Origin of the sequence: Rhodococcus sp. WAY2 (genome assembly GCF_009859915.1) — a bacterium.
Classification (GTDB): domain Bacteria; phylum Actinomycetota; class Actinomycetes; order Mycobacteriales; family Mycobacteriaceae; genus Rhodococcus_F; species Rhodococcus_F oxybenzonivorans.
Map to the genome: position 1 here is coordinate 3,255,170 of NZ_CP046572.1, position 24,762 is coordinate 3,279,931.

At 67.9% G+C, this 24,762-nt stretch carries 30 protein-coding genes; 4 read left to right on the forward strand and 26 right to left on the reverse strand.

Going from position 1 to position 24,762, the window contains the following annotated elements; translation table 11 throughout:
- Nucleotides 1-144 precede the first annotated feature (144 nt).
- Entirely contained in the window at nt 145-1,908 is a 1,764-nt protein-coding gene (gene ctaD, locus GFS60_RS14885; RefSeq protein ID WP_159922326.1) for an aa3-type cytochrome oxidase subunit I, read from the forward strand.
- Nucleotides 1,909-1,940: 32 nt separating this feature from the next.
- Here the strand turns inward: ctaD and GFS60_RS14890 are convergent, their stop codons facing one another.
- Both GFS60_RS14890 and GFS60_RS14895 read right to left on the reverse strand, forming a co-directional pair.
- A complete protein-coding gene (locus tag GFS60_RS14890; protein WP_159922328.1) occupies nt 1,941-2,747 on the reverse strand; it encodes an MBL fold metallo-hydrolase in 807 nt (268 codons plus the stop codon).
- Nucleotides 2,748-2,760: 13 nt separating this feature from the next.
- Complete coding sequence (locus GFS60_RS14895; RefSeq protein ID WP_159922330.1) at nt 2,761-3,189, reverse strand: STAS domain-containing protein; 429 nt, start codon at nt 3,187-3,189, stop codon at nt 2,761-2,763.
- 283 nt (nt 3,190-3,472) lie between these two features.
- On the opposite strand from GFS60_RS14895, the gene GFS60_RS14900 reads away from it, so the two are divergent.
- Both GFS60_RS14900 and GFS60_RS14905 read left to right on the forward strand, forming a co-directional pair.
- Nucleotides 3,473-3,904: an ATP-binding protein gene (locus tag GFS60_RS14900; protein WP_159922332.1), complete on the forward strand. Its 432-nt coding sequence runs from the start codon at nt 3,473-3,475 to the stop codon at nt 3,902-3,904.
- Nucleotides 3,905-4,016: 112 nt separating this feature from the next.
- On the forward strand, nt 4,017-4,265 hold the full coding sequence (locus GFS60_RS14905; protein ID WP_159922334.1) for a DUF6480 family protein: 249 nt from the start codon (nt 4,017-4,019) through the stop codon (nt 4,263-4,265).
- A gap of 18 nt (nt 4,266-4,283) precedes the next feature.
- Here GFS60_RS14905 and GFS60_RS38595 read toward each other — a convergent pair whose 3' ends face one another.
- The 15 genes from GFS60_RS38595 to mbp1 form a co-directional block, all read right to left on the reverse strand.
- A complete protein-coding gene (locus GFS60_RS38595) occupies nt 4,284-4,433 on the reverse strand; it encodes a hypothetical protein (protein WP_201453576.1) in 150 nt (49 codons plus the stop codon).
- A 55-nt stretch (nt 4,434-4,488) separates the two neighbouring features.
- Nucleotides 4,489-5,553 (reverse strand): NAD-dependent epimerase/dehydratase family protein, encoded by a 1,065-nt coding sequence (locus GFS60_RS14910; RefSeq protein ID WP_159922336.1) that lies wholly within the window; start codon nt 5,551-5,553, stop codon nt 4,489-4,491.
- A gap of 41 nt (nt 5,554-5,594) precedes the next feature.
- Nucleotides 5,595-6,629: an NAD-dependent epimerase/dehydratase family protein gene (locus tag GFS60_RS14915; protein ID WP_159922338.1), complete on the reverse strand. Its 1,035-nt coding sequence runs from the start codon at nt 6,627-6,629 to the stop codon at nt 5,595-5,597.
- A complete protein-coding gene (locus tag GFS60_RS14920) occupies nt 6,620-7,939 on the reverse strand; it encodes a UDP-glucose dehydrogenase family protein (RefSeq protein ID WP_159922340.1) in 1,320 nt (439 codons plus the stop codon). The genes GFS60_RS14915 and GFS60_RS14920 overlap by 10 nt, the downstream gene beginning before the upstream one ends.
- Nucleotides 7,932-8,894 carry a glycosyltransferase family 9 protein gene (locus GFS60_RS14925; protein ID WP_159922342.1) on the reverse strand — a complete coding sequence of 321 codons (963 nt, stop codon included), beginning with the start codon at nt 8,892-8,894 and terminating at the stop codon, nt 7,932-7,934. Before GFS60_RS14925 ends, GFS60_RS14920 begins: the two co-directional genes overlap by 8 nt.
- Complete coding sequence (locus GFS60_RS14930) at nt 8,885-9,589, reverse strand: SDR family oxidoreductase (RefSeq protein WP_159922344.1); 705 nt, start codon at nt 9,587-9,589, stop codon at nt 8,885-8,887. The genes GFS60_RS14925 and GFS60_RS14930 overlap by 10 nt, the downstream gene beginning before the upstream one ends.
- Nucleotides 9,590-9,617: 28 nt before the next feature.
- Complete coding sequence (locus tag GFS60_RS14935) at nt 9,618-11,048, reverse strand: PfkB family carbohydrate kinase (RefSeq protein ID WP_159922346.1); 1,431 nt, start codon at nt 11,046-11,048, stop codon at nt 9,618-9,620.
- Nucleotides 11,045-11,557, reverse strand: coding sequence for a D-sedoheptulose-7-phosphate isomerase (locus tag GFS60_RS14940; protein WP_159927196.1), 513 nt, complete (start codon nt 11,555-11,557; stop codon nt 11,045-11,047). The genes GFS60_RS14935 and GFS60_RS14940 overlap by 4 nt, the downstream gene beginning before the upstream one ends.
- A gap of 83 nt (nt 11,558-11,640) precedes the next feature.
- Nucleotides 11,641-12,684, reverse strand: a complete 1,044-nt coding sequence (locus GFS60_RS14945) for a glycosyltransferase family 9 protein (RefSeq protein WP_159922348.1) — start codon at nt 12,682-12,684, stop codon at nt 11,641-11,643.
- Nucleotides 12,681-14,261, reverse strand: coding sequence for an HAD-IIIA family hydrolase (locus GFS60_RS14950; RefSeq protein WP_159922350.1), 1,581 nt, complete (start codon nt 14,259-14,261; stop codon nt 12,681-12,683). Before GFS60_RS14950 ends, GFS60_RS14945 begins: the two co-directional genes overlap by 4 nt.
- A gap of 8 nt (nt 14,262-14,269) precedes the next feature.
- A complete protein-coding gene (locus GFS60_RS14955; RefSeq protein ID WP_159922352.1) occupies nt 14,270-15,910 on the reverse strand; it encodes a carbamoyltransferase family protein in 1,641 nt (546 codons plus the stop codon).
- A gap of 119 nt (nt 15,911-16,029) precedes the next feature.
- Entirely contained in the window at nt 16,030-16,980 is a 951-nt protein-coding gene (locus GFS60_RS14960; RefSeq protein WP_159922354.1) for a UDP-glucuronic acid decarboxylase family protein, read from the reverse strand.
- Nucleotides 16,981-17,003: 23 nt separating this feature from the next.
- Complete coding sequence (locus GFS60_RS14965; protein ID WP_159927198.1) at nt 17,004-18,218, reverse strand: glycosyltransferase; 1,215 nt, start codon at nt 18,216-18,218, stop codon at nt 17,004-17,006.
- Between the two features lie 43 nt (nt 18,219-18,261).
- Nucleotides 18,262-19,239, reverse strand: coding sequence for a glycosyltransferase (locus GFS60_RS14970; RefSeq protein ID WP_159922356.1), 978 nt, complete (start codon nt 19,237-19,239; stop codon nt 18,262-18,264).
- A 131-nt stretch (nt 19,240-19,370) separates the two neighbouring features.
- On the reverse strand, nt 19,371-19,613 hold the full coding sequence (gene mbp1, locus GFS60_RS14975; RefSeq protein WP_109329899.1) for a microaggregate-binding protein 1: 243 nt from the start codon (nt 19,611-19,613) through the stop codon (nt 19,371-19,373).
- A gap of 217 nt (nt 19,614-19,830) precedes the next feature.
- Here mbp1 and GFS60_RS14980 point away from each other — a divergent pair, with 217 nt between their 5' ends.
- The gene (locus GFS60_RS14980; RefSeq protein WP_159922358.1) at nt 19,831-20,658 is read left to right on the forward strand and encodes an SDR family NAD(P)-dependent oxidoreductase; all 828 of its coding nucleotides are present in this window, start codon (nt 19,831-19,833) and stop codon (nt 20,656-20,658) included.
- 87 nt (nt 20,659-20,745) lie between these two features.
- Here GFS60_RS14980 and GFS60_RS14985 read toward each other — a convergent pair whose 3' ends face one another.
- From GFS60_RS14985 to GFS60_RS15015, 9 genes are all read right to left on the reverse strand, one after another.
- Nucleotides 20,746-21,069: a hypothetical protein gene (locus GFS60_RS14985; RefSeq protein ID WP_159922360.1), complete on the reverse strand. Its 324-nt coding sequence runs from the start codon at nt 21,067-21,069 to the stop codon at nt 20,746-20,748.
- Nucleotides 21,070-21,132: 63 nt separating this feature from the next.
- Nucleotides 21,133-21,282: a hypothetical protein gene (locus GFS60_RS38600; RefSeq protein ID WP_201453577.1), complete on the reverse strand. Its 150-nt coding sequence runs from the start codon at nt 21,280-21,282 to the stop codon at nt 21,133-21,135.
- A 27-nt stretch (nt 21,283-21,309) separates the two neighbouring features.
- Nucleotides 21,310-21,561 (reverse strand): hypothetical protein, encoded by a 252-nt coding sequence (locus GFS60_RS14990; protein WP_159922362.1) that lies wholly within the window; start codon nt 21,559-21,561, stop codon nt 21,310-21,312.
- Nucleotides 21,558-22,016 carry a phage holin family protein gene (locus GFS60_RS14995; RefSeq protein ID WP_159922364.1) on the reverse strand — a complete coding sequence of 153 codons (459 nt, stop codon included), beginning with the start codon at nt 22,014-22,016 and terminating at the stop codon, nt 21,558-21,560. The genes GFS60_RS14990 and GFS60_RS14995 overlap by 4 nt, the downstream gene beginning before the upstream one ends.
- A gap of 79 nt (nt 22,017-22,095) precedes the next feature.
- A complete protein-coding gene (locus GFS60_RS15000) occupies nt 22,096-22,332 on the reverse strand; it encodes a DUF3072 domain-containing protein (protein ID WP_159922366.1) in 237 nt (78 codons plus the stop codon).
- 127 nt (nt 22,333-22,459) lie between these two features.
- Nucleotides 22,460-22,963, reverse strand: a complete 504-nt coding sequence (locus GFS60_RS15005; protein ID WP_109329912.1) for a DUF6328 family protein — start codon at nt 22,961-22,963, stop codon at nt 22,460-22,462.
- A 35-nt stretch (nt 22,964-22,998) separates the two neighbouring features.
- The gene (locus tag GFS60_RS15010; protein ID WP_201453618.1) at nt 22,999-23,715 is read right to left on the reverse strand and encodes a metallophosphoesterase family protein; all 717 of its coding nucleotides are present in this window, start codon (nt 23,713-23,715) and stop codon (nt 22,999-23,001) included.
- Nucleotides 23,712-23,972: a BON domain-containing protein gene (locus GFS60_RS38605; protein ID WP_201453578.1), complete on the reverse strand. Its 261-nt coding sequence runs from the start codon at nt 23,970-23,972 to the stop codon at nt 23,712-23,714. Before GFS60_RS38605 ends, GFS60_RS15010 begins: the two co-directional genes overlap by 4 nt.
- Entirely contained in the window at nt 23,969-24,625 is a 657-nt protein-coding gene (locus GFS60_RS15015) for a nucleotidyltransferase (RefSeq protein ID WP_236603472.1), read from the reverse strand. The genes GFS60_RS38605 and GFS60_RS15015 overlap by 4 nt, the downstream gene beginning before the upstream one ends.
- Nucleotides 24,626-24,762: the final 137 nt, after the last annotated feature.

Here is a 24,762-nt window from a genome sequence, read left to right on the forward strand (position 1 = left end):
TCACCTCAAACAGGGAATTAAGAATGTTTTTGTCGCGTCTTCCTCGCATGCCGGGAGGGGTGGCCGCCGCCGACCGCAATTCCTGCAGACCTGTGAGGATGGGGTTTACGCTGTAGTCCAAAAGTGTCGACCGTGGAGTTGGACATGACGGCAACTGGTGTGCGCCCGATCGAAGCCCGCAGGCCCTATCCGCCGCGTTATCGCCGCAAAGGGTCGTTCATCTACGACATGATCTCGACGACGGACCCGAAGACGCTGGGTTTGATGTACCTGGTCACCGCCTTCGGGTTCTTCCTCGCCGGCGGATTGATGGCGATGCTGATTCGCGCCGAGCTCGCGGTGCCCGGCCTGCAGTTCTTGTCGAACGAGCAGTACAACCAGCTGTTCACCATGCACGGCACGATCATGCTGCTGCTGTACGCCACCCCGATCGTCTTCGGCTTCGCCAATTACATCCTGCCGCTGCAGATCGGTGCCCCCGATGTGGCCTTTCCCCGGCTGAATGCCTTCTCGTACTGGGCCTTCCTCTTCGGCGGCCTCATCGCCTTCGCGGGGTTCATCACTCCCGGTGGCGCCGCGGACTTCGGCTGGACCGCGTATTCGCCGTTGACCTCCGCCATACACTCTCCCGGGCTCGGGGCGGACCTGTGGATCATGGGCCTCGCGCTGTCCGGGCTCGGCACCATCCTCGGTGGCGTCAACATGATCACCACGGTGATCTGCCTACGATGCCCCGGAATGACCATGTTCCGCATGCCGATCTTCACCTGGAACATCTTCATCACCAGCATCCTTGTGCTCCTTGCCTTCCCGATCCTCACCGCCGCACTCATGGGGCTGGCCGCAGACCGGCACCTCGGAGCCCACGTCTTCGACCCGGCCACCGGCGGCACGATCTTGTGGCAGCACCTGTTCTGGTTCTTCGGGCACCCCGAGGTGTATATCGTCGCGTTGCCGTTCTTCGGCATCGTGACCGAAATTTTTCCCGTGTTCAGCCGTAAGCCGATCTTCGGCTACAACGGCCTGGTCTTCGCAACCATGGCCATCGCGGCCCTGTCGATCGCGGTGTGGGCGCACCACATGTACGCCACCGGCGCGGTGCTGCTGCCGTTCTTCTCGTTCATGACCTTCCTTATCGCGGTGCCCACCGGGGTGAAGTTCTTCAACTGGATCGGCACCATGTGGAAGGGGCAGCTGACCTTCGAGTCGCCGATGCTCTTCGCCGTCGGCTTCATCATCACGTTCCTCTTCGGTGGTCTCACCGGCGTCATCCTCGCCAGCCCGCCGCTCGACTTCCACGTCACCGACAGCTACTTCGTGGTTGCTCATTTCCATTACGTGCTGTTCGGCACCATCGTGTTCGCCACCTACGCCGGCATCTACTTCTGGTTCCCGAAGATGACCGGGCGGATGATGGACGAGCGCCTCGGCAAGTGGCACTTCTGGACCACGTTCATCGGCTTCCACGGAACTTTCCTCGTGCAGCACTGGCTCGGGGCTGAAGGTATGCCGCGCCGGTACGCCGACTATCTGCCGCCGGACGGGTTCACCACGCTCAACATGATCTCCACGGTGTTTGCTTTCGTCCTGGGAATCTCCACGCTGCCGTTCCTGTGGAACGTCTTCAAGAGCTACCGGTACGGCGAGGTCGTCACCGTCGACGACCCGTGGGGTTACGGCAACTCGCTCGAGTGGGCCACCACCTGCCCGCCGCCGCGGCACAACTTCACCGAGATTCCGCGGGTGCGCTCCGAGCGTCCCGCGTTCGAGCTGCACTACCCGCACATGGTCGAGACGATGCGGGCCGAAGCGCACATCGGCCCGGGTGGCCACAAGCAGACGGCCGTCGACGTCGAAGACACCGCCCAGCGTTCGGAGGAGCCGGGAGGACCGGCAGGGGACCGGTGAGGCTCCCCGGTGTCGAGGGCGAGGGAGGGCGATCAGATGGTCACGGTCTCGCCGCGGTCGACGTAGACGACGCGCTCGGCCAGCGAACGTTTCTCCATCTCGACCCGAAAGTCTCCCAGGGCCGAGGCGAACACGGTGTAGTCGTCGAAGTGGACGGGCACTACCCGGGGAAGATCGAGTAGCTCGACCGTGTCTGCGCCCTGCTGCGCGTCCATCGTCACCGTGAGCCCGAACGGTAGCCGGCGTCCGGCTGGCAGACGGGTACCACCGAGGTGCAGCACGCCGCCGTCGACGGGAGGAAATCGCTTCGGAATCTCCTGCAGTTCCTGCACGAAGAGGGTGTCTCCGGAGACGTACAGGCGACGTTCGACCGAACCCGAACGCGGGCCGAACTCCAGCATCGTCCCCATCACGGGCGGCAGCAGACGATGCGTCCACCCGGGCGCGTGGCGGCCGGGGAGGGATGTCACCGTCACCTGCACGTCGTCCTTCGAGATGGTGGTCGATTGCCACGTCCGTAGCCCGGAGGCCCGAGAGAACCCGCGGCGCACCAGTCGCTTCGCGGCGTGGGGTGTGGTGAGGACCGGGAGGTCGTGGTCGAGGTCTTTCTGGGCGGTGCGGTCCCAATGGTCGCCGTGCATGTGGGACAGGACGATCACATCGAGGGGCGGTAACTCGTCGATCCGCAGGGCTGGGTCCTTCAGGCGCCGCGACACCAGGCCGTAACCGAGATAGGCGTGCTGGCCGCGGTGCAGAAAATTGGGGTCGGTGAGCACGGTGATCGGGCCATAGCCGAGGAGAACGGTTGCGTTCCCCACGAAGGTCAGCGAGACAGTCATCACTGATCGGTCGTCATGCGTGCCCGCGAGCATCTATCCAGTCGAGAGCCTTGCGTACGGAGTCCCAGGTGGGGATCTTCGTGTCGAGTCCGGTGGCCTGAATGGGACGCAGCACCGCCCGGTTGCCGGCAAGCGCCCAGGTCATGTGCCGCTGCCGCGCGGACTCGGCGAACGTCGAGAGCACCGACAGCGCTGAGGTTCCGACGAAGTCGACGCCGGTCATGTCGATGACGAGCGCGGCGTCGTCCTGCGCGAGGTCGGCCAGCGCCAACGCGAACGACGGTGCGGCAAGCACGTCGATGTCACCCGAGATTCGGCCGATCGTGGCGCCCCCGGGCGCGGCCGCTTCGACCGCGACACCGATTTCGTGGTCGTGCGCGAGACGCGATCCCCGGTCGCAGTGCGGTGCGGCCACGGCGCTGACGCTGCGTGAAGATTTCATGACCCTCCGATCGCATGCAATCTGTGGGCGTCCGTGCGCGTCTCTTCGTTCCGCGGCGCGGACACACCAAGTGCAAGCGTCGGTGGCCCGATGCCACGTACAGGGCGCACAACCTCCGTCCATTGCGCATCCTGTGGCGTCCGGACTGCGTGCGGCTGTGTTCTCAACCACGCGCGATCAACCCTACGTCCACGCACGGCGCGCTTTCAACCGATTGGCGGTTCCGATCGCTGGGTACGCTGCGCGAAGATCCACGCACCTGCGACCGAAATGTGGAGTGCAGATGGCCGAGATCGGCGAATTCGGGAAGCTTCGAGCGGCGCCGGGTTCACCTGTCGAATTACGGGTGACGGCCGAGTTCGATCAGCTTCCGGTGATCAGGGCGGTGGCCGAAACACTCGCTGCCCTCGCTGATTTCGGTGCCGACGAGGTAGCCGACATCAAGCTCGCGGTCGATGAGATCGCCTCCGAGCTGATCGGCGCCGTGGTCTCCGATGTGGATCTGACGTGTTCGTTCGTGACCTCGGATTCCGCGCTGGCCGTCACGGTGGCGGCCAGAATTCCGGCGGGCAACGTGCCGGACCGCGGGGCCTTCGGGTGGCGCGTCGTGGAGACGGTGACCGACGGCGTGACGGTCACCGAGAGTGAGCTCGATTCGGCGGCACCGGAACGGCAGGTGGCCGTCGAATTCGTCAAACATCGCGGACCGCAATGAGTGCCGGGCGGGGTGCTGTCCTCGTGTGGACGGTGCGCGGGCGGGTACTCGGCGAGGATACGCGCGGCTCGTGCTCGCGAAATGTCGAATCAGGACAGGGAGGATCGTCGCCATGACCGCTCAACCCCCGGATCCGGACCCGGCCGAGACCCCCGATCTCGAGCCGGGGGGTGGCGTCAGCCCCGGTTCGACCCCACCTGATGCGGCGCAGACCTCGGGGACGTCGTTCTCCGAGCCCCGGACCGGCAGACACTTTCCGCCTACGGGCATCGCGACAATGGTGGCAGTCGGTGCGATCGCCGCGGTGTTCCTGGCAATTGCCGTTCTGCTGATTCTCGACCTCGCCGGCGTGTTCGACTGAGTAGGAACGAGACCCGCGTCAGCTCGGGTCGTCGTCCTCGCCCTCGGCCTGATCCGGTTGATGTGTGCCGGACAGCAGATTCTCCGGGTCCGAATCCGGGTCTTCCGCCGGGTCGTAGGGCTTTTCGGACTCACTGCTCGTGCCTGGCGTTCCCGCGTCATTCGTCATGGCAACTACTCAGTCCTTTCCTTGTCACTCACGTACGGCGTCGCGGTGTCGATGGTCATGGTCGCTGCCCGATTCCGGTCGCGAATTCCCGGAGCCGACCACCTACCGTGTCCCCGTGCAGGGGTGGCGTGGGCAACCCGGCACCATCGCGCAACCCACCGAGAAATTCCTCGAGGGTTTCCCGGGGCGTGTAGCGCGGCTGCCACCCCAATTCCGTCCGAGCTCTGGTCGTGTCCATGATCGGCAACTGCAGAACGGTGTCGAGGAGTCCGGGGGAGGCGGGTACCGCGTGGGTGTGCCACGCCGCCCACAGAACACCGCGGACCGCGGGCCGCGGAAGGGGAATCTGACGGGCACCGAAAAGTTCGGCGAGGTAGGCGCCATCGACAGGCGGTTCCGCCGCAAGGTTGAAGGCACCGCGCACCGGCCTGAGTACCGCCTGGACGTACGCCGCAGCCGCATCGGTGGTGTGCAGAATCTGCGCACGCAGATCCTCGACGAGGGGAACGGCCGGGATGAGCCCGCCCCGGACCAGCCGGCCGGCCAGCAGGGGCCCGACGAACAAACGACGCTGCGCGGTGGCCGACTCCCGCTTGAAGATGAAGCCGGGACGCATCCGCACTACCCGCATGTCCGGGTTGTTCAGCTCGTACGCGTCCAGCCACCGCTCGAGATACGCCTTCTCACGCGGGTAGGCGGCGCCGGGCCAGCCGTGGGTGGGCCAGTCCTCGGTGACGCCGGTGTCGGAGGGCCCCGGCGAATACGCCGCGACCGAAGAGGCGTACACGAGGGCCGGAACCCGTTCCTCGGCCACGGCCTCGAACACGCGGATGGCACCGAGGACGTTGTTTTCGAATGTGACCTCCGGCTCATGGGTGGGCTGGAACAACCAGGAGAGGTGGATGACGGCGTCGGCGCCCCGCACGATCGGCCGGAAGTCGTCGACGCCGGCATCGGCGAATATCCACCGTGTCTTCGAGCAGGTCCAGTCGGTGTGCCTGCGCGCTACGCCGACGATCTCCTCGACCGACGGCTCCTCGCTCAACGCCTCGACGATGCTCGTTCCGACATTGCCGGTGGCACCGACGACGACGACCTTCAGCCGCTGCTGCTCGCTCATGGCAGCCGAATACCCACCGAACGCACTCGTAATCGGCAGGGTCACCGGGTCCCGTCGAACGGCGATCGGCGGCGCAGCACAGGACTGTCTCCGGCATCGCCGCCGATGACGCCGCGTACCGCCGCGTCGAGCGTGTCCTGCGCCGAATACCGGGGTTCCCACTGAAGTTCGCGGCGGGCCCTGGCCGAATCGAGCAGGGGAACCGAATAGGCCAGATCGATCCACCCGCGGTGGACAGGTTGCAGGTGGGCACGCCACGTCACGTCGACGAGAAGCGTGAGCAGCGAGCGCGGCACGTGCACGGGGCGGGCGTGAAGCGCCGCACCGAAGTTGTCCGTGCCCAGCGGGGGATCGACCGACAGATTGAACGCCCCGGTTGCCCGCTCGAACACCATTCGAGCCAGCGCGTCGGCAACATCGTCGGCGTGGACGGCCGGGATCGCCAGCGAGCGGTCCAACGGGACGAGCGGAAGAAACTTCAGAACGCCCGCGGGAATGCCCCGCGGCAGGGTGTAACGGCCGAGTTCACTGCCCGCTGCCTGCTGGCCGATGAATCCCGGCCGTACCCGGGTGACGGCCACCGAAGAGTTCTTTTCGAAGTCGTCGAGTCCCGCCTCGGCGGCGGCCTTGTCGACGCTGTACACCGAGCCCGGCACACCGCCGCGGGGTGCGGACTCGTCGACCGTCCGTCCGGGGGCCGGTGAGTACACCGCCCCGGACGACATATGGATCAGATGCGCGACACCGGCGGCCTCGGCTGCGGCCGCCACCGCCAGGGTGCCGTCCACGCCGACGCGTCGGAGGTAGTTCCGGTCGTGGGTGGGCTGGAACGCCCACACGAGGTGGATCACCGCGTCGGCGCCCTCGAAGATGGGCCGCAACAGGTCGATCGCATCGGGGTGCGCCACGTCGATCGCGTGCCACTGCAGCCCGTCGTACGGCGGGACCTGCGCGGGAGGTCGTCGTGCGAGCCCCACCAGCTCGAGGTCCTGGTCGAGGTGTTCGGATCCGCCTCGGAGCCGGTGGAGCAGGGAGGTGCCGACGTTACCGGTCGCCCCCGTGATGATCAGCCGCATCGCTGTGCCTCGCCGTCCCCGAGTCCGTTCGACACGAGCTGAAAGCCGGAATCTCTCAACACGGCGGGGTCCAGGAGGTTTCGCGTGTCGACGATCGCCTTGCGCTGGGCGAGTGTGCCGACGAGGTCCCAGTCGAGGGTTCGGAAGTCACTCCATTCGGTCAGAAGGACCAGCACCGCCGCGTCTTTCGCTACCAAGTAGGGGTCGTCGACCACTTGCACACCGGGGATCGTCGGGGAATCCGGCGACACTCCGGGATCGTAGGCGGTGAGCACTGCTCCTTCAGCGGACAGTGCGGCCGCGACGGTCAGCGCCGGGGAGTCGCGGACGTCGCAGGTGTCGGCTTTGAACGCCAGGCCCAGCAGCCCGATGCGTACCCCTTCGAGGGAGCCGCCTGCGTCGATCCCGGCGGCCTGCCGCGCTTTGGCGACCACCCGGTGCGCCTGCGCGGCATTCGTCTCGAGCGCCGCACGCAGCAAGGGAAACGACACGCCCCCGCGTTCCGAAGTCGCCAGCAAGGCGTGGGTGTCCTTGGGAAGGCACGATCCTCCCCAGCCGGGCCCGGGGTTCAGGAAGCTGGCCCCGATACGGTGGTCGGCGCCCATGGCCCGTCCGACGTCGCGGATGTCGGCGGCGAAGTGATCACACAGCTCGGCGAGGGTGTTCGCGTAGGACAACTTGAGTGCGAGGAACGCGTTACTCGCATACTTGGCGAGTTCGGCACTGGCCGGATCCATCCGCAGAACCGGCGCCTCGACGCCGGCATAGAGGTCGACGACGCGTTGCCCGGCGTCCGCGTCCGAGGCGCCGACGACGATGCGGTCGGGGTTCAGGAAGTCGTGTACCGCATGGCTTTCCCGCAGAAACTCCGGATTGCTCACCACGGTGATCCCATGGGGTTCGAGGCGTTCGCCGATGCGGATGGTGGTTCCCACCGGCACAGTCGATTTGGTCACCACGATACTGCCGGGTGCGAGCAGTGCCGCCAGTTCGGTAACCACGGCGTCGACGGAAGAGAGATCGGCGGCGCCGTCCTGACCCATGGGGGTGGGCACGCACACGAATACGGTGTCACACGACGCGAGTGCGGTCCGGTCGGTGGTGATGTGCAGGCGTTCCGATGCCACACCCTGCGTGACGAGCCGTTCGAGTTCCGGCTCGAGGAAGGGCAGCTCACCACTGCGCAGGGCCTCGACGCGGTGCGCGTCGATGTCCACCAGGGTGACTCGGTGTCCCAGATGGTAAAAGCCTGCCCCGCTGGTCAAGCCCACGTAGCCGGCGCCCACGACGCCGACGTGCCGGTCAGACATCCAGCCCTCCTTCCATCACGTGCTTCTCTGCACATACCTCGCCCACGGCGCCCAGCACGTCCTCGACGGTGATCGCCGCGAGCCCGGGGTCGAGACTGTTCCCGTGCGGGTCACCGCGCCGTCCGGACCACAGGCACGCGTGCTGCGGGCGGCGAGGCGGTCCCCAGTGTGCGGGTGAGACCGGGCCGAACAGGATCACCGACGGAGTGCGAAACGCGGTGGCCAGGTGCGCGATCCCGGTGTCGCCGCACAGGATCAGTCGCGCATCGGCGACCACTGCCGCGGTCCCGCGCAGCGATGTCTCGCCCGCCAGGACGGCGCCCGGCGGCAGTCCGGCGGAATCGGCGACCGCTTCCGCGAGTGGCCGCTCACCTGCACTGCCCGTGACGACGACGCGATGCCCCTGGTCGGCGAGGACGCGGGCCACCGTTCCGAATCGGTCCACCGGCCAGCGGCGGGCAGGGGATGCCGCCCCGGGATGTATGACGACCGCGCCAGGCGCGGCGGACGCCTCCGGTGGCGGGGTGAGATCGAGATCCTCTGCATTACAGGAGATTCCGAACCACTCGAGGAGGGAACACCACCGCTGCACCTCGTGCTGGTCCGCCGCCCATTCCGGCCCCGGGAGGTCCTGGTAATCGGCGTGCCGGTAGGTCAGGGTGCGGGGCGGATTCTGGCGCAGCAGATCCGCGATGCTCTCCGGGCCGCGCCCGTGGAGATTGACCGCCAGGTCGAGCTCTCCGCCGCGGAAGTCGAGGGCGCCGAGACCGGCGGTCGGGACGAGTTCGTCGACTGCGCCGATCAACTCCACGAGTGGCGCCAATCCCGTTGGGGCCGCGAGCGCAATCCGCCGGTCCGGACAGGACCGGCGGATCCCGCGCAGAGCGGGCACCGCGGTCAGGAGGTCACCGATACCGAGCGCGCGCAGGACGAGGACGGTCGGCGTCAGGGCCATGAGCTCTCGGTCGACGAGCACACGACCATCTCTCGAACCTCACATCCGGGGGGCTGGCTCAGGGCGAACAGCACCGTGTTCGCGACGTGCGCCGGATCGTTCAACTTGGCATCCGCCGGCGGCTTGTACTGCTCGTCGCGTCCGTCGAAGAAAGGAGTGGTCATTCCGCCGGGAATCAGCAGCGTGACGCCCACCTCGCCCGCGGTCTCGGCCGCGAGGGCCCGGGTGAAACCCACGACACCGAATTTGGCCGCGCAGTAGGCGGTGGCATCGCTGACCGCTTTGATTCCCAAGGTCGATGCGCAGGTCACCACCGTTCCGCGGGATTCCTTCAGGTGCGGCAGCGCCGCACGAACCACCGCCACCGTGCCCAGGAGATTGACGTGCACCACGCGCTCCCAGTCCTTGGTGGGGACGGTGTCGAGCCGGCCGCAACTGTCGATGCCGGCGGCCGTGAACACGCCGTCCAGCCGCCCGCCTGCCCTTTCGACCAGATCGTGCACGGCCTGTTCCGCCGCACCGGAGTCGGCGAGGTCGGCGATGATGTACTCGACGTCACCCTCCGGTGCCACCCGGTCGATTACGAGCGGCCTACCGCCGCGCTCCCGCACGGCGCGGACCGTCGCCGCGCCGAGACCGGACGCACCACCGGTGACGAGTACGGTACCGATCTGATCGTTGCTGGCTGTTGTCATCAGGGCTCCCTTCGAAAGTCGAGGGCCGTCACCGCGGCCCGGGGTAGTTGCGGCCGTCACGGGATTCGGCTCGAGTTGCCGCCCGGGCGGTCGCGAGCATCCGGGTCGTCGAGTAGCCGTCGACGACCCGCACGAACACCACGTCACCGCCGTGCCGCCGGACCACCTCCGCTTCCGGAATTTCCTTGTCTGCGTAGTCGTCGCCCTTCACCCACACATCCGGGCGCAGGCGTTCCAGAATTTCGGCGGGCGAGGACTCGTCGAAAATCACCACGGAGTCGACCGAACCGAGTTCGGACAACACCCGCGCGCGGTCCTCGGCGCGTACGAGGGGACGGTCGGCGCCCTTCATGCGGCGCACCGAGTCGTCCGAATTGAGGCAGACGATCAGCGCGTCACCGAGCATGCGGGCCTGTTGAAGCAGGCTCACGTGCCCGCGGTGCAGCAGGTCGAAACAGCCGCCGGTCGCCACCAGCCGTCCACCGTTCCGGCGTACGCGGTCGGCGAACTCGTACGGGTCGGTGTGAGCGTCGCCGCCGCCGAAGGAAGGCGCCTGCGTGGAGGAACACACCGAGACCGCGGAGGCCCCGCCGAGGCCGACGAAGCGGGCGGCCGATTCGACCGCCGCGGTCACCGCCTGCTCGACCGAAGACCCGTCCAGAAGTGCGGTGGCCGCCGCACTGGCGAAGCGATCTCCGGCACCGCACGTGTCGGGCCTGCTCGCCGCGGCGAGACGGGCCGATTCGGGGACGGCGATCATTCCGCTCGTGCCTGGTGACCGGGTGGCAAGTGCTGCCCCGGCGGCTCCGACCGTGACCGCCACCGCGTCGCTGTCCCACCGCACGGTCAGCCCGGCGGCCCGGTCGAGTGGTCCACGCGCGTTGGGTTCGGCTCGGGTGGCCTCCGCGTCGTTGGGTGTGATCAGCCGGGCGCCCGGCACCGGTGCCGGGCCGCGGGGATGGGGATCCCACACCACCGGAACGTGCGCGGCGCGTTCGGCGACGAGCGCCCGGATCTCGGGGTGGTTCGCCATTCCGCGTCCGTAATCCGACACGAGGATGGCACCCGCACCGGTGATCGCCGCTCGCACCTGCGCTCCCAACGGCTGGGTTGTCGCGATCCCGCCGCCGGAATCGAGGCGGACCAGGGACTGGCCTCCCGCGCGGACCCGGGTCTTGCAGACCGTGGTGCCGACGAGGGGCACCGCGACGACCTCGACACCGGAGCCGAGCAGATTCGTGAGCCGGTCGGCGTCGGCGTCGGTGCCGAGGGCGGTGACGAGCACGACCTGCCCGGTGGATCTCGCTGCGAGGAGTGCGGCGAGGCCGGCGCCGCCGGGCCGTTCCCACCGCCGCTCCACGTCGACGACGGGCACCGGTGCCTCCGGGCACAACCTGTCCGCGCTACCTTCGATGTCGACGTCGAGCAGGGTGTCACCGATCACCACGAGCGGCGTCACGAGGTGACTCCCAGTTCGGCGTCGAGGGCGGCGCACAGCACATGCACCAGCGCAAGATGCATCTCCTGCACCGTCGCCACCGTGGGCGCTTCCACCGCGATGGCGTCATCGCACAGTGCGGCAAGAGGATTCGGTGCCGGACCCGTCAGAGCCCAGGTGGTCACGCCGATGTCGTGGGCGGCCTTGGCTGCGGCCACCACGTTGGGACTGGTTCCGCTGGTGGACAGAAGCACGAGGACGTCGCCGCGGCGTCCGTGCGCCCGGACCTGCCGGGCGAACAGCTCTTCGACGCCGTAGTCGTTGAGAATGGCGGTGGCGGCCGAGGTTTCGGCGTGCAGGGCGATGGCCGACAACGGCCGGCGTTCGTCGCGGAAACGGCCGACCAGTTCACCCGTCAGATGCTGCGCCTCAGCGGCGCTGCCCCCGTTCCCGCATGCCAGTAGCCGCCCATCGGCCGCGAAGATCTCGGCGAGGCGGCGGCCCCAGCGGGCGATGGTCGGTGCGCACATTCGGTTACGTGCCAGCGCATCACTGAGTTCCGCGAAATGCTCGACCGTGAACGTCCGGTCGTCTTCCGCTCTGTGGTCGTCGATCACGGCGTACCTCCTGCGTCGGTGCGGACATCCGGGTGCGCGGTCAACTGCTCGATGGCCGCGAGAACCTCCTCGGTGGTGACAGTGTCGAGACAGGGATGACCGGGCACGGGGCACTCGCGCGCCCGCGTCCCGGCGCAGGGTGCGTTCGCGCGCCCCAGAAGCCGGTGCGGAACCCCGTAGGGTGCCCACCTGTCGGCGGGCACCACCGGTGCGAAGAGGGACACCACCGGCGTGCCCACGGCCGCGGCGAGGTGCGCCGGCCCGGTATTCGGGGCCACCAGCACCCGCGCGCCGGCGAGGATTGCGGCCATTGCGAACATGTCGGTCGCGCCGCCCAGATCGGTGGCCCAGTCCCCGGCGACGTCGCGGGTGAGATCCCGTTCCCCAGGTGTCCCGGTGACCAGCACGCGAAGACCCGCCGCCACCAGTCCGCGGACCAGGTCGCGGCTCCGATCCACGGACATCCGGCGGGCGGGCACCGCCGCCCCGGGATGGACGACGATGTACGGGGCGTCCCCGGTGACGGTGGATACGTCGGGCAGGGGTCGCCGAACCTCGAGCCGGCCGTGGTCACCGGCCGGCAGCGCGTACCCCGCGGCGGTGGCCAGCGACAGCGCGCGCTCGGCCTCGGGCGGGTCGCCGCCGACATGATGGCGTAGGTCGAGCAGTGCCCCGGGGTAGTCCTCGCTGATCGCCCCGATCCAGGGCACCGCGGCCATCCGGAGTACGAGGGCGAGGGGGAGCGGTGACTGGTGGAACGAGGTGAGGATCAGCGCGCGGTCGAGTTCGAGTGTCTCGACCTGTTTGATCAGTTGGTGCACCGATTCGGCGGTGACGGGGGAGTGCTCGAAGTCGACCCACGGCGCCTGCCACTCGATGATGTCGTCGACGCCGGGCAGCAGTTGCGCCGCCGCACGGCCGCGGGGGCCGACCAGCATGGTGAGGCGGGCGCTCGACTGCGCCACGGCCCGAACCGCCGGACCGGCGAGCAGGACGTCGCCGGCGCTGTCCAACCGGGCCACCAACGCGTTCCCCGTCATCGCCGATCTCCCATCGCCAGAGCGACCGCGGCCACGAGAGTCGGGGCCACCGCCGCCTTGCGGTGCGCGGCCGCCACCTCCTCGGGCAGTGTCCGCGTCGTCGGGACGAGGACCGCACGCGCACCGGCGGTCAGGGCGGCGTCGACGTCCGCTCCGGTGTCGCCGATCAGCACGCAGCGGCGTACATCCACCCCCAGTTCCTCCGCTGCCCGCCGGACCATCGTGGGATGCGGTTTGCGGCACTCGCAGCCGTCGGCGGCGTCGTGCGGGCACACCTGCCAGGTGTCGAACGGCCCGAGAACCTCCTCGACCCGCGAATTGACCGCGGCCAGCCGCTCCGGGGAGATCAGGCCCTTCGCGACGCCCGACTGGTTGCTGATCACCCCGATCGGAACCCCGTGTGCGCGCAACCGCCCGAGAAGTTCGACCGCACCGGGAACGGGCCGCACGAGGTCCGGGTCCGAAAGATAGGGCACGTCGACGATGATCGTGTCGTCTCGATCGAACAGGACGGCGGCCGGACGTTCCCGCTCGGCCCGGCGCACCTGAAACTCCCCGCGTAGCCGCCACCCGCACGCGACGGGGGGAATGAGGACGCTGGTGAGCGCCATTCGGAACACCTCGCGGGGAGTACGCGGTCCGGGAAGGATTCGGCGCACCGCGAAGTCGACGGTGCTGCCGGCCCACAGAGCACCGGCGACCACCGCCGCCCGCCGCTTGCCGACCAGGCCCAGCGCCAGGGCCAGACTTCCCGCCGCGGTCGCGAGGACGTGTCCCCGCATGCGTCCGGGACCCTCGCCGATCTCGTGCCGCCAGTGCGGGCCGAACTTGCGGCGCATCAGGGCGTTGTCCGCATTGCCGGCCTGCGCCCGCACACTCGTCAACATGGTCCCGCGTCCCGGCGGATGCGTGGTGACGCGGGCGCCGTCGACGATGCGGTACCCGGCGCGAATCACGCGCAGCGCCAGGTCGGCGTCTTCCCGGAAGGCGCGGGGAAACCGCTCGTCGAAGCCACCGACGGCCTGGAGCGCGGACCGGCGATACGCCATGTCGGCGGTGATCCATCGGGCACCGGCCAGGGCTGCGGTCCTGCGTTCGTCGTCATCGGGCGGGCGGGACGTCGGGAGCGGCACCACGATGCGTGCCTGCGACGCTCCCACCGGGTCGTCCGCCGCGGCCGCGGCGGCCTCCTTCAGGTCGGCGGCGAGGTCGTCGAACCAGGTGGGCGCCACCAACACGTCGTCGTCGAGGAACGCGATCCATCGGCTCGCCGCCGCCCGCCAACCGACGTTGCGGGCGGCCGCCGGACCGCGGCCTCCCGAGGTGAGGAGCCGCACGGACAGATCGCCGGTAGGCACCTGGAGTGGGCCGTGGTCGCCGGGACGGTCGTCGACCACCACGATCTCGTGCGGCCGCGGACCCGTGGCGGAGGCGAGCGCCCCGAGGAGACGTTCGAGACTCGGCCTGCCCACCGTCGGGATCACGACCGAGTAGGCGACTGCACTGTCTCCAGGTGCAGTGTCTCCAGGTGCGCTGTCTTCGACTGCGCTGGGTCCGCGCCGATCGTCCTCGCTCATGACCGGGTTCACCGACCGGTCACCGACGGCCGCGTCACCACGAAAGGCCCGATCGCCAGCAGGTCGACGGGGGCCGAACCGAAACACTCGAGCGCGTCGCGGGGGCTGTCGACCATCGGCCGGCCTGCGGTGTTGAGGCTGGTATTCACGACGACCGGCAGGCCCGTGAGCCTCTCGAACTCGGTCAGCATGCGCGCGACCAGTGGCTCGGCCCCCTCGTCCACGGTCTGGATGCGCGCGGTGCCGTCCACGTGGGTGACCGCCGGGATCCGGTCCCGCCACGCGGGGTGCACGTCGTGCACGAACAGCATGTAGGGGCTCGGTATCGGCCCGCGGCTGAAGATGTCGGCGGCGCGATCCGCCGCGACCATCGGCGCCACCGGGCGGAACTGTTCCCGGCCCTTGACGTCGTTGAGTCGTTCGAGGTTCTCGGCGCGGCCGGGGTGAGCCAGGAGGGAACGGTGCCCGAGGGCCCGGGGACCGAATTCGGCGCGTCCCTGAAACCAGGCGACGATCTTGTCGTCGGCCAGCGCCTCGGCCACGACGGCCGCGACATCGTCCGGTTCCGTGAACGGGACCTTCGCGGCGACGAGGGCTCCCCGGATCTCCTCGTCGGAGAATCCGCGGCCGAGGGCGGCGCCCGTCCACCCGGGCGGCGGTTCACTCGCCTCGGCGGCGATGGCGAGTGCGGCGCCGAGTGCGGTCCCGGAATCACCTGCGGCGGGCTGTATCCACACCTGTTCGAACGGACTGTCGGTGTGGATGCGGGTGTTGGCAACACAATTGAGGGCGATACCGCCGGCCAGGGTCAGTTGGGTGGCATTGGTGCGCCGGTGCAGCCACGAACACAACTCCAGCAGGACTTCTTCGAGGCGGGTCTGGATGGAGCACGCGAGATCGGCGTGTTCGGGGGCGAATTCGCCGTCTGGGGCGCGGCGGGGAGCAAGCGTGTCCCAGTCGATCGGCAGGGTCCGGAATCCGCCGTCGTCGGTGGTGACGACCCGTTCGCGAAGGTACTCGAGATGGCGGGGTTTGCCGTACGACGCGAGCGCCATCACTTTGTACTCGTCGCTCGAGCGCGCGAACCCGAGGTGCTCCGTCAGGTCCTCGTACATCAATCCGAGTGAGTGCGGAAGCTGCTGCGTGGCAAGGATATCCAACTTCCTGTCGCGGTACTCACCGGCAAGCATCGAGGTACTCTCACCGCGTCCGTCGAGGGTGAGGACGGCCCCGTCGCCGAAGGGGGCGACGAGCCCGGCGGACGCCGCGTGCGCGACATGGTGCCGCACGAACTGCACCTTGTCGGGGTCGAGGCCGGGTAATGCGGTGGCGAGAAAGCGCGGCGCGCGACGCGCATACGTGGTGCGCAGCTCTTCCCACCCGGGATCGAGGCCGTCGAGACTGTGGTCGACGAGTTCCGGGTCGTACGAGTAGCCGACGGCGTCGAGATCCTGCGGACGGAGCCCACCGACCTCGAGACACCACCTGGCAGCCTGCTCGGGTAATTCCCAGGTGGAGAAGGGTACCGGCCGCTTCCCGTGTTTCCGCCGGGAGAATCGTTCCTCCTCGGCGGCGGCCACGATCTGCCCGTCGACGACGAGCGCGGCCGCGGAATCGTGGAAGACGGCATTGATGCCCAGAATCCGCATAGCGCCTCTCTCGTTGTGCTCGATTCGGATGACCAACGTGGCACGGAACGGTGTCGCCCGATCTGGGTGGCGATTACCCTCGGAAAGGGACCATAAACACCTATAGGTGATTTACCCGTTCACGCCGCCGCGGAGCGCTCCGTGACCCATCGGACCGTGCGACGCAGCCCCTCGTCGGCGCCGACGCGCGGTGCCCAGCCGAGCGCGCTCCGGGCGCGGGCGATATCCGGACATCGCTGCTGGGGATCGTCCTGAGCTGCAGGTATGTGCACGATCGGCGATCTGCTGCCGGTGAGGTCGAGGATGCGTTCCGCCACGGACAGGACCGTCATCTCGTCCGGATTCCCGATGTTGACCGGACCCCGCTCCCTCGATTCGGCGAGCGCGCACAGGCCGGCGACGGTGTCGGTGACGAAACAGATCGACCGCGTCTGCCGTCCCGTACCCGCCACGGTGATCGGTTCGCCGCGCAAGGCTTGACCGAGGAAGGTGGGGATCATACGCCCGTCGGCGTCGCGCATCCTCGGCCCGTAGGTGTTGAAGATTCGCGCGATGGCGATATCGCAGAGCCTCGCACGGCCGTACGCCGCGCACAGCGCCTCCGCGTACCGCTTGGCCTCGTCGTACACACTGCGCGGACCCACCGGGTTGACATTTCCCCAATAGCTCTCGCGCTGAGGATGTTCCAGTGGGTCTCCGTACACCTCACTCGTCGAGGCGAGCAGGAACCGGGCCCCCTGCGCCACCGCCAGATCGAGTCCGTTCTTCGTACCGTGCGACCCGGCCAGCAGGGTTTGCACCGGCAGTCGTTGATAGTCGACCGGCGACGCCGGCGACGCGAGGTGAAAGACGACGTCGACCGAACCGACGTCGGGAAACGGTTCGCTCACGTCGTGGTCGACGTACTCGAACAGGGGGGAGTCGCGCAGTGCCTGCACGTTGGCCGGAGTGCCGGTCGACCCGTTGTCCATGCAGCACACCGCTGTACCCGACCGGACCAGTTCCTCACACAGGTGAGAACCGACAAAGCCGGCGCCACCGGTGACCAATGCGCGTTCGAATCGTGTCATGAGCGTGTGGCCCCGGGTTCCGGTTACCGCGCGACGACGGAACCGGCGCCCTGCTCGGACGGGTTGATGCGCTGATAGGCCCGCACCGTGTCCGAGGCAATCCGATCCCAGGAGTACCGGGAGCGGGCCCGGTCGTGACCGGAGGCACCGAAGGCGGCGCGCGCCGAGTCGTCGGCCAATAGGCGTCGCAGCGCCGCTGCCAGCGCATCGGGATCCCGTGGGGGCACCAGCCGACCCGTTCCGCCGTCGACCACCGTGTCGAGCATGCCGCCCACCGCGGCGGCCACGACGGGAACGCCGCAGGCCATGGCCTCGACGGGAACGATGCCGAACGGCTCGTACCACGGCGTGCACACCACGGCGTCGGCGGAGCGCAGCAGGGCGGGCATCCGTTCCCGGCTGATCTGGCCGGGCATCAGGACGCGATCCCGCACCCCGAGCTCGTCGGCGAGGTGGAGCAGCCGGGCGGCCTCGGGGTCCTCGGCGAGGCAGCCGTGCGCGGGACCGCCCGCGATCACCAGCTCCACGTCGGGCAGCTGCGGGAGAGCGGAGATGGCGATGTCGAACCCCTTCCTGGGCACCAGCCGCCCCACGGTGACGAGCCGGTGACGCGCCCGCGTCGGTTCCACCGGGCCGGTGGGGGTGAACAAGTCGAGGTCCACCCCGCACGGCACAACGGAAACACTCGAACGGCGAAGACCCATCCGCACCAGTTCGAACACCTCGTCCGAGCAGGTGGCCACGATGCGATCGGCGGCTTTCGCGAGATCGAGCTCGAGCCGAATCCTGTCGTGCGGGCTGGTGTCGGCATCACCCTGATAGCGACGTTTCACCACGCCCAGCGCATGAAACGTCTGCACCGTGGGCACGCCGAGGGGGCGGGCAGCGGACTGGGTGGCCAGTCCGGACATCCAGAAGTGGGCGTGGGCGACATCCGGTCGGTCCGCGGCCCATGCGCCGCGCAGGTACATCCCGAAATCGTCCATCCACGGCAGCAGGTCGTCCTTCGGGAGAACCCGGGGCGGACCCGCCGGCACGTGAACCACCCGATAACCGGCGGGAGTCGGGACCTCGTCGGGCAGCGTGGTCGAATCGCGACGGGTGTACACGGTCACTTCGTGTCCCATCCTGACCAGGCCGGCCGACAGTTCGGAGACATGCACGTTCTGTCCGCCGGCGTCAACGCCACCGAGAGCGGCAAGGGGACTGGCGTGTTCGGACACCATCGCGATTTTCATCATCCTCCGTCCCGGCTCGCGCCGTTTGTGTTGTGCGGGTGTTCTATTCGGAAGTCTTGGCCAAGAGTTCGTCCCACCGATCGAGGAAGGTGCCCAACCCGAAGTTCTGGAGGGCGAAGTCGCGCGCCGCCTTCCCGTACAACTCGGCCCGGTCCGGTTCGTGCACGAAATCGGCGACGGCGCGTGCGAGTACGGAGACATCGGCGGCGATGACTCCGGCCTCCGGCGGAACGGAAGTCGGCACCTCCGTCGATGCCACCGCCACCACAGGCATTCCGAGGTGCATCGCCTCGACGAGCGACAGCCCGAGCGAAGTCCAGCGCGCCGTGTGCACGAACACGCGTCGCCGGGCGACCTCACGGTGCAGTTCGGCGGTGAGCAGATCACCACATCCACGCACGCGACCTTCCGATCCGGGCGGTGTCCAGGTGTCCGTTCCGATTCCGAACACGTCTACCGGCGCCGCCGCCGCCGCCGCGAGGGTCGGCAGCAGATCGCTGCCGGTCACCCGCCACCGTCGCTGCGGTTCGTTGATCATCGTCACGGCCCTCGGTAGTTCACCGGTGTAGAGGTGTCCCGGGTCGACGATCCCGTGGGAGATCACGTGCGTGCGGGCAGAACCGTTGTCCCACATCAGGTTATTGAAATGAGTGACGTGGACGATCGGTATGTCGGACTGGCCGGCGAGTGGATGCGGGGTGGTGGCGGCACCGGCGGCGGGGGTGTTGTGTTCGAGATACAGTGCAGGAACGTCGCGTCCGGGCTGCCGCCCGAGCCATTCCTGCGCGAGTTCGAGTTCGTGTGGGCGCTGCAGGACCACGACGTCCACATTCGATCGGCGCAGCTCCTCGGGAGAGACCTCGCGGGCAGATTCCGGCCAGGGGCGACCGCAGCTGCCACGTCCCCAGTCCCCACCCTCCGGCAGGGTCGGGATCAGGTACCGGTGGCGGCCCTGAACGAACGCCGTGGTCCACGCACCGTGTACGTGCCACAGCACGATGTCGAGTTCGCGCTTCGGCATGCGTACAGAGTGTCCCGAAGAAGGAGAAGTAAACCGACCACCCCGGGAATGGGCGCCGCGAGGGGCGTCACGACGCACGACTGCAGGCCCCGTGACTCCTCGGCCCGGGGCCTGCAGTCGAACTGCTCGTCCTATTTACCCTGCTCGGCGCGCTGCCGGGCTTCTTCGGCCGCCGCCTCGCCGCGTGCCTTCTCGGCTGCTGCTTCCTTCTCCGCGACTTCGCGCTGAGCCTCGGCCTTGTCCTGCTGCGCCTGCCCTTCGCGAGTCATGCCGTCGTTGCCGGTCACAGCTCCCGCTGCTTCCTTCGCTTTGCCCTTGACGTCTTCGACGACACCCTTGACACCCTCGGCCGGACCTGACTTGTCGTCTGCCACTGAGATGCACCTCCTGGTCGGTGGACGCGCGCACGGACAATCCCCGCACACACGCTCCGACTACCCGGGCGCCGTAGCGGCCAAACGACAGCGATCCCTTCGGCGTGTGCTGCGTATTCGGCTCCCGCTGAGGGGGACACCGCGCGTCCGGGGCCCGCTCCGCTTCTTATTCTGAGGCCGAGAGTAGAACCGCCCAGCTCCTGTTAGGGGATTCACCGTGACAGATCCGGACATGCGCACGAACTCGGTGGCGGTCGTCACGGGTGCGGGGAGTGGGATCGGAGCAGGACTCGCCAGGACGGCAAGGCGGCGCGGTATGCAGCTGGTACTCGCTGACGTCGACGCCGCGGCCGTGCACGACCTTGCCGCGGAACTGGGCGGCGATACCATCGCCGTTCCCACCGACGTCGCGGATCCGGCGGCCGTGGACGCCCTCGCCGACGCCGCCTTCGAAACCTTCGGCCGAGTCGATCTGCTGTTCAACAATGCGGGCATCATGCGGGCCGGGTTCATCTGGCAACTCGCTGAATCCGACTGGGACACCGTGCTCGGCGTCAACGTGAGAGGCGTCGTCAACGGAATCCGAGCGTTCGTCCCCAGAATGATCGACCAGGACGGCACCAGTCGTGTGGTGAACACCGCCTCCGTCGGCGGATTCGCACCAGGACCGATGATGTCGCCGTACAGCGCGTCGAAGTTCGCGGTGGTTGCCCTGACCGAATGCCTGCAGATGGAACTGGCGATGGTCGAAGCCCCGGTGTCCGCAAGCGTCCTCGCACCAGGACCGGTGAACACCTCCGTGTTCGAGAATCCCTACGGCCGGGTGTCGCACCCCGCAGTCGAGCGGATGGTCACGCAGATGCGGGACCTGCTCACCACGCACGGCCTCGACACGGACACCTTCGCCGATCGGGTCTTCGACGGCATCGATCGCGGCGACTTCTGGCTCGCACCGCAGGGGGACCACCTCGACGAGATGGTCAGAGAACACACCGCCGGCATCCTCGAACGGCGAGAACCCCTGATACGGGGCTCTTTTCGCTGACTTCGCCCCGTCTCCAGCCGGGACAGTCACCGCCGCAACCAGGGGAGGGGAAATCCCCCGGTCAGCCGATAGGGGATACAGCCCGGATCAATGACCTTCCTGGTCGCTGAGCGATTCTCCGTCGAGGGCCTTGACTCGCTTGCGCTCGAGGAGCACGAGTGTGGCGCCGCCGATGAGGCACACCACACAGATGATGGCGCCGATCACGGCCCAGCCTTCGAAACCGTAACCTGCTCCGACCAGTGTCGCCCCGAGCGCAGCGATTCCGGCGGCGATCAGGAAATACCCCGGCCAGTTGCGACTGTCGGTGATCGCTTCCCCGGCGTGCCCGCGGATGGTCCGCGCGTCGTCCTGGGGACGCTCGTTCTCTGAGGGGCCCTTCCCGGCCCCGGTATCCGGCTGATACGTCACTGCTGCCGACCTCCTGTGCTCATGTGACCTCGTCTATACGGACGATCCGGTGACGCACCCGGCTCATTCGTCGGGGTCATCGGATCCCGCCGATTCCTCGGCCAATTCGGGCGCGTTCTCCCGGGTAGCCATGCCACCGTCCTTGCCCTGATCTGCAGGACCGGGCCGGCCACCCTTGGGTGTGTCCCGGTCGTCGTTCGTGTCCTTCTGCATCTGAAATACGCTCCTAGGGTGGAGATCTCAGTGGGCATTCCGCCGCCGCCGTACCACCAGCAGCACGAGGAGGAGGGAAGCGACGACGCCGACCGCTGCCACGCGTTGCGGTTGCTGCTTGAGCGTCTCGATGTCGTGGCGTGCGTGCGCCTTGGCCCGCGAGCCGATATCGATCTTCTTGTGCAGAGCATCGACGGTGGCGGCCAGTTCCGCCCGCTGTTGCTCGACCGGGGGGCTTGGCGTGGGGACCTCGCCGTTCGGCTGCTGTGCCTCGGTCATCGGAAGCCCTCCTTGACGGTGTCGACGTCCGCCCGGACGCTGCGGGTGGTCTGCTCCGGAACGGGAGGCAGCGCGTTCTTGGCGCGACGCCCGCCGACGGCTGCGGTGATCGACCCCGCGATGATCAGCACGGCGGCCACGATCAGGGCGGCGAGCCACGGTTCGAGGGCTGTGGAGAGCCCGAGCACTGCCGTGGCAACGAGCGTCGCCGAGCCGAACAGCAGCAGCAGAAGGCCCGCTCCCGACACGCCGACGCCGATACCGACCCGTGTGCCTTTCTCCTTGACCTCCGTCAGGGCGTGACTCACTTCGATGCGGACGAGTTGCGACACCTGCTCGGTGAGCCGCTCGACGAGCTGCACGGTCGACAGATCGTCGACGTTGTCCGAGCGGCCCGCCGGGGTGGAACCGGGCGACCCGGTCCGATGCGCGTCACTGCGATGGATGTCCGTCATGTCACTGCTCCTTTCGTACTCGAACGCCTACCCGGCTGCCGACAGCACGAAACGCCGAGGCCAGCGCGCGTCGGCGGTCTCACGTGTCCGAGGAGTCCTCGCCGCGGGCGCCTCGCCCCGATCGTCGCTGCATGTCGTCGATCAGTTTCGATGCGGTGACCTTGGTCAGGTCGTCGGGAACGGTCTCACCCAGCTCCTGAGCGAGAGTGTGCAGGTAGGACCGTTGTGGCCCGGTCATCGGTTCGTCTCCGGTGATCCAGTCGTCCGGATCCTTCTCGGGGGTCGGCGACGGTCCGGAGGATTGAGAGTCGGCCATGCCATTCCTGTCTGCTCGTTCGGTTCGGTTCGGGATTTTTGACCCGAGGACGTGGCATCCGAACGATTGCCCGCCGGCCGACATTCCGAAACGGCCGTATCTGCCGGAGGGGGAATTGGCGCCGCCCTCACTTGCGGTGTCGCCCCTGCAGTATGCGGGCGAACAACCACAGTCCGAGAAACAGGGCCACGGCCACGGCGGCGGCGACGACTCCGACGACGGGTGAGACGACGAAGCTGAAGATGAGCAGCACCACACCGATGAGCGCCATCGCCAGCGTGGTGATCCCGCAGATCGCCAGCCGGTGCGCCACGGCAACCAGGTCGTACAGGGCGTGCAGGCGGAACAGCATCCGGTGAATACCTACCGGGGCGACCAACAGCATGGTCGATGTCACCGAGAGGGCGACGGTGACGAGGTAGATGAGAACCTCGGCGTCCGTGAGCTCCCCGAACCTTTCCTGGAAGGGCAGCGTGAGAAGAAACCCGGTGAGCAGTTGGACCCCGGTCTGTACGACGCGTAGTTCCTGGAGCAGACCGTTCCAGTTCCGGTCCAGTCGTTGGGTCTCGGTCTCGTGGCGGGCGCGGAAATTCCAGTCCGCGTCATCGCGCTCCAGTCGGCCACTGTCCATCCGTCATCACTACTCTCTCGGCGTACCGAATTCGTTCATTCCGTGTGAATTCCGTACACCGCGTAAGCGGAGTGAATCACGGGTTGCGCAACATTGCGCACCCGAACGCCGCCAGGGGTGGTGCCGCGTTCGCGTCCCGCGTGGGCGTGGCCGTGCACGGCGAGGTCGACACCGAACTCGTCGATCGGTTCGCCGAGGAGATACGACCCGAGGAAGGGATAGATTTCGGGAGGCTCACCGTGCAAGGTGTCGGAGATCGGCGAGTAGTGGGTGAGGGCCACCCGGATGTCGGTCTCGAGGGTCGACAGGGCACGGCGTAGCTCCGCGGCGACCTCCACGGTATGACCGGCGAAGTCCTTCATCTGCCGCTCCCCGAAGGCGCTCGCGCATTTGCCCGCGAACCCGCCACCGAACCCCTTGATTCCCGCTACGCCGAGGGTCTGACCATCCACCGCCACGGTGGCAGTGGTTCCTTCGAGAACGGTGATGTCCCGGCTTTCGAGCAGTGCGGTGATCTCATCGGCGGCATCGCAGTGGTGATCGTGGTTCCCGAGAACCGCGATCACCGGAACGCCGAGATCCCGGAATTCGTCGGCGACCACCGAAGCCTCTTCGACGGTGCCGTGGCGGGTCAGGTCACCCGCGAGCAACAGCACATCGGCGTGTTCGTGGAGTTTGTCGAGTGCGGGACGAAGCAGACCGCGCGCATCCTCGGCGAGGTGCACGTCACCGACAGCTGCAATGCGCATCAGTCGAGTTCCTCTCGGCCTGCCGGTTCACGATTGTCCACGACCTGAACATCGTTGCGCACCGACATGGTAGGAAGGTGCTCGCGCACAACGACTTCCAGATCATCCCTGCGGTGGGCGCAGCTCACCTCTCCACTCAGATAGACCTGGTTCGCTCGCACCGAGATTCGCACGCCGAGTTCGGACGTGCGTGGGTCCTCCGCCAGCGCGCGCCGTAGATGCGCGACAAGGTACTGGGGCGGCTGCTCTTCCGGATTCATGCGCTCTCCTCCGTTGCCGGCGGCGACTGATGGCCACTGCCCGTGCCGTCGGAGATGTGAAGGTCACCGAGTAGTGCCAGAAAAGCTCGGGCGTAGGGTGATTCGCCGGCACTGAGCTCCACCTCCTGCCAATCGACCTGCTCGCGCAGATCTCGGGCGATACGCAGCAGCGGGACGAAGTCGCATCGGTGCGCGTCCAGCACGAGAAGTTTGTCGACCATGAGGTCGGTAGCACTGATCACCAGTGCCGCGGTGGGGCCGACCCGCATCCACGTCGCGCGTTCGAAGAGCTCGTCGGTGACGGGCTGGTAGTTGGGCCGGAAGACCAGATCGACCAGCACTTCACCGTCGTAGACCTTGACGAGCCAGTCCTCGGGCGGAACCACCCGGGTCATCCCGGCGGCTTCGAGGGCGCGCAGTGCGGACTCCGCGTCCTCCTCTTTCAGGAAGATGTCGACATCGTGATCGGACGGCGGTCCACCGCGCGCGTAGACGGCGCAGCCGCCGGCGACCGCGAACCTGATACCCGTGTCGTTCAGCGTGCTCACCACCTTGGTGAGCGTCTGGAGAAGTTCGGTCTCGTCCATGTCGAATCCGGTCGCTTTCTGCCCGGGCAGCCTCCGATGCGGAAGATCGGCGTGCGTGCTGTTCACACCTCCTGTCCGCTACGGGTGCCCCGACTCTCGCCGCGCGAAACGTGGCGGTGTGAGGGACCCCCGGCACGGGTATTACGGGACTTCCGAGATCCGGGTGCACGAGTGTCGGGGCAGGTGACGGTTAAGGGGAGTAC

Excerpts from the sequence above, each read along its gene's own strand:
- ctaD (WP_159922326.1), top strand. The coding sequence starts at position 145 with ATGACGGCAACTGGTGTGCGCCCGATCGAAGCCCGCAGGCCCTATCCG.
- GFS60_RS14890 (WP_159922328.1), bottom strand. The coding sequence starts at position 2,747 with ATGACTGTCTCGCTGACCTTCGTGGGGAACGCAACCGTTCTCCTCGGC.
- GFS60_RS14895 (WP_159922330.1), bottom strand. The coding sequence starts at position 3,189 with ATGAAATCTTCACGCAGCGTCAGCGCCGTGGCCGCACCGCACTGCGAC.
- GFS60_RS14900 (WP_159922332.1), top strand. The coding sequence starts at position 3,473 with ATGGCCGAGATCGGCGAATTCGGGAAGCTTCGAGCGGCGCCGGGTTCA.
- GFS60_RS14905 (WP_159922334.1), top strand. The coding sequence starts at position 4,017 with ATGACCGCTCAACCCCCGGATCCGGACCCGGCCGAGACCCCCGATCTC.
- GFS60_RS38595 (WP_201453576.1), bottom strand. The coding sequence starts at position 4,433 with ATGACGAATGACGCGGGAACGCCAGGCACGAGCAGTGAGTCCGAAAAG.
- GFS60_RS14910 (WP_159922336.1), bottom strand. The coding sequence starts at position 5,553 with ATGAGCGAGCAGCAGCGGCTGAAGGTCGTCGTCGTCGGTGCCACCGGC.
- GFS60_RS14915 (WP_159922338.1), bottom strand. The coding sequence starts at position 6,629 with ATGCGGCTGATCATCACGGGGGCGACCGGTAACGTCGGCACCTCCCTG.
- GFS60_RS14920 (WP_159922340.1), bottom strand. The coding sequence starts at position 7,939 with ATGTCTGACCGGCACGTCGGCGTCGTGGGCGCCGGCTACGTGGGCTTG.
- GFS60_RS14925 (WP_159922342.1), bottom strand. The coding sequence starts at position 8,894 with ATGGCCCTGACGCCGACCGTCCTCGTCCTGCGCGCGCTCGGTATCGGT.
- GFS60_RS14930 (WP_159922344.1), bottom strand. The coding sequence starts at position 9,589 with ATGACAACAGCCAGCAACGATCAGATCGGTACCGTACTCGTCACCGGT.
- GFS60_RS14940 (WP_159927196.1), bottom strand. The coding sequence starts at position 11,557 with ATGTGCGCACCGACCATCGCCCGCTGGGGCCGCCGCCTCGCCGAGATC.
- GFS60_RS14945 (WP_159922348.1), bottom strand. The coding sequence starts at position 12,684 with ATGACGGGGAACGCGTTGGTGGCCCGGTTGGACAGCGCCGGCGACGTC.
- GFS60_RS14950 (WP_159922350.1), bottom strand. The coding sequence starts at position 14,261 with ATGAGCGAGGACGATCGGCGCGGACCCAGCGCAGTCGAAGACAGCGCA.
- GFS60_RS14955 (WP_159922352.1), bottom strand. The coding sequence starts at position 15,910 with ATGCGGATTCTGGGCATCAATGCCGTCTTCCACGATTCCGCGGCCGCG.
- GFS60_RS14960 (WP_159922354.1), bottom strand. The coding sequence starts at position 16,980 with ATGACACGATTCGAACGCGCATTGGTCACCGGTGGCGCCGGCTTTGTC.
- GFS60_RS14965 (WP_159927198.1), bottom strand. The coding sequence starts at position 18,218 with ATGAAAATCGCGATGGTGTCCGAACACGCCAGTCCCCTTGCCGCTCTC.
- GFS60_RS14970 (WP_159922356.1), bottom strand. The coding sequence starts at position 19,239 with ATGCCGAAGCGCGAACTCGACATCGTGCTGTGGCACGTACACGGTGCG.
- GFS60_RS38600 (WP_201453577.1), bottom strand. The coding sequence starts at position 21,282 with ATGCAGAAGGACACGAACGACGACCGGGACACACCCAAGGGTGGCCGG.
- GFS60_RS14990 (WP_159922362.1), bottom strand. The coding sequence starts at position 21,561 with ATGACCGAGGCACAGCAGCCGAACGGCGAGGTCCCCACGCCAAGCCCC.
- GFS60_RS14995 (WP_159922364.1), bottom strand. The coding sequence starts at position 22,016 with ATGACGGACATCCATCGCAGTGACGCGCATCGGACCGGGTCGCCCGGT.
- GFS60_RS15000 (WP_159922366.1), bottom strand. The coding sequence starts at position 22,332 with ATGGCCGACTCTCAATCCTCCGGACCGTCGCCGACCCCCGAGAAGGAT.
- GFS60_RS15005 (WP_109329912.1), bottom strand. The coding sequence starts at position 22,963 with ATGGACAGTGGCCGACTGGAGCGCGATGACGCGGACTGGAATTTCCGC.
- GFS60_RS38605 (WP_201453578.1), bottom strand. The coding sequence starts at position 23,972 with ATGAATCCGGAAGAGCAGCCGCCCCAGTACCTTGTCGCGCATCTACGG.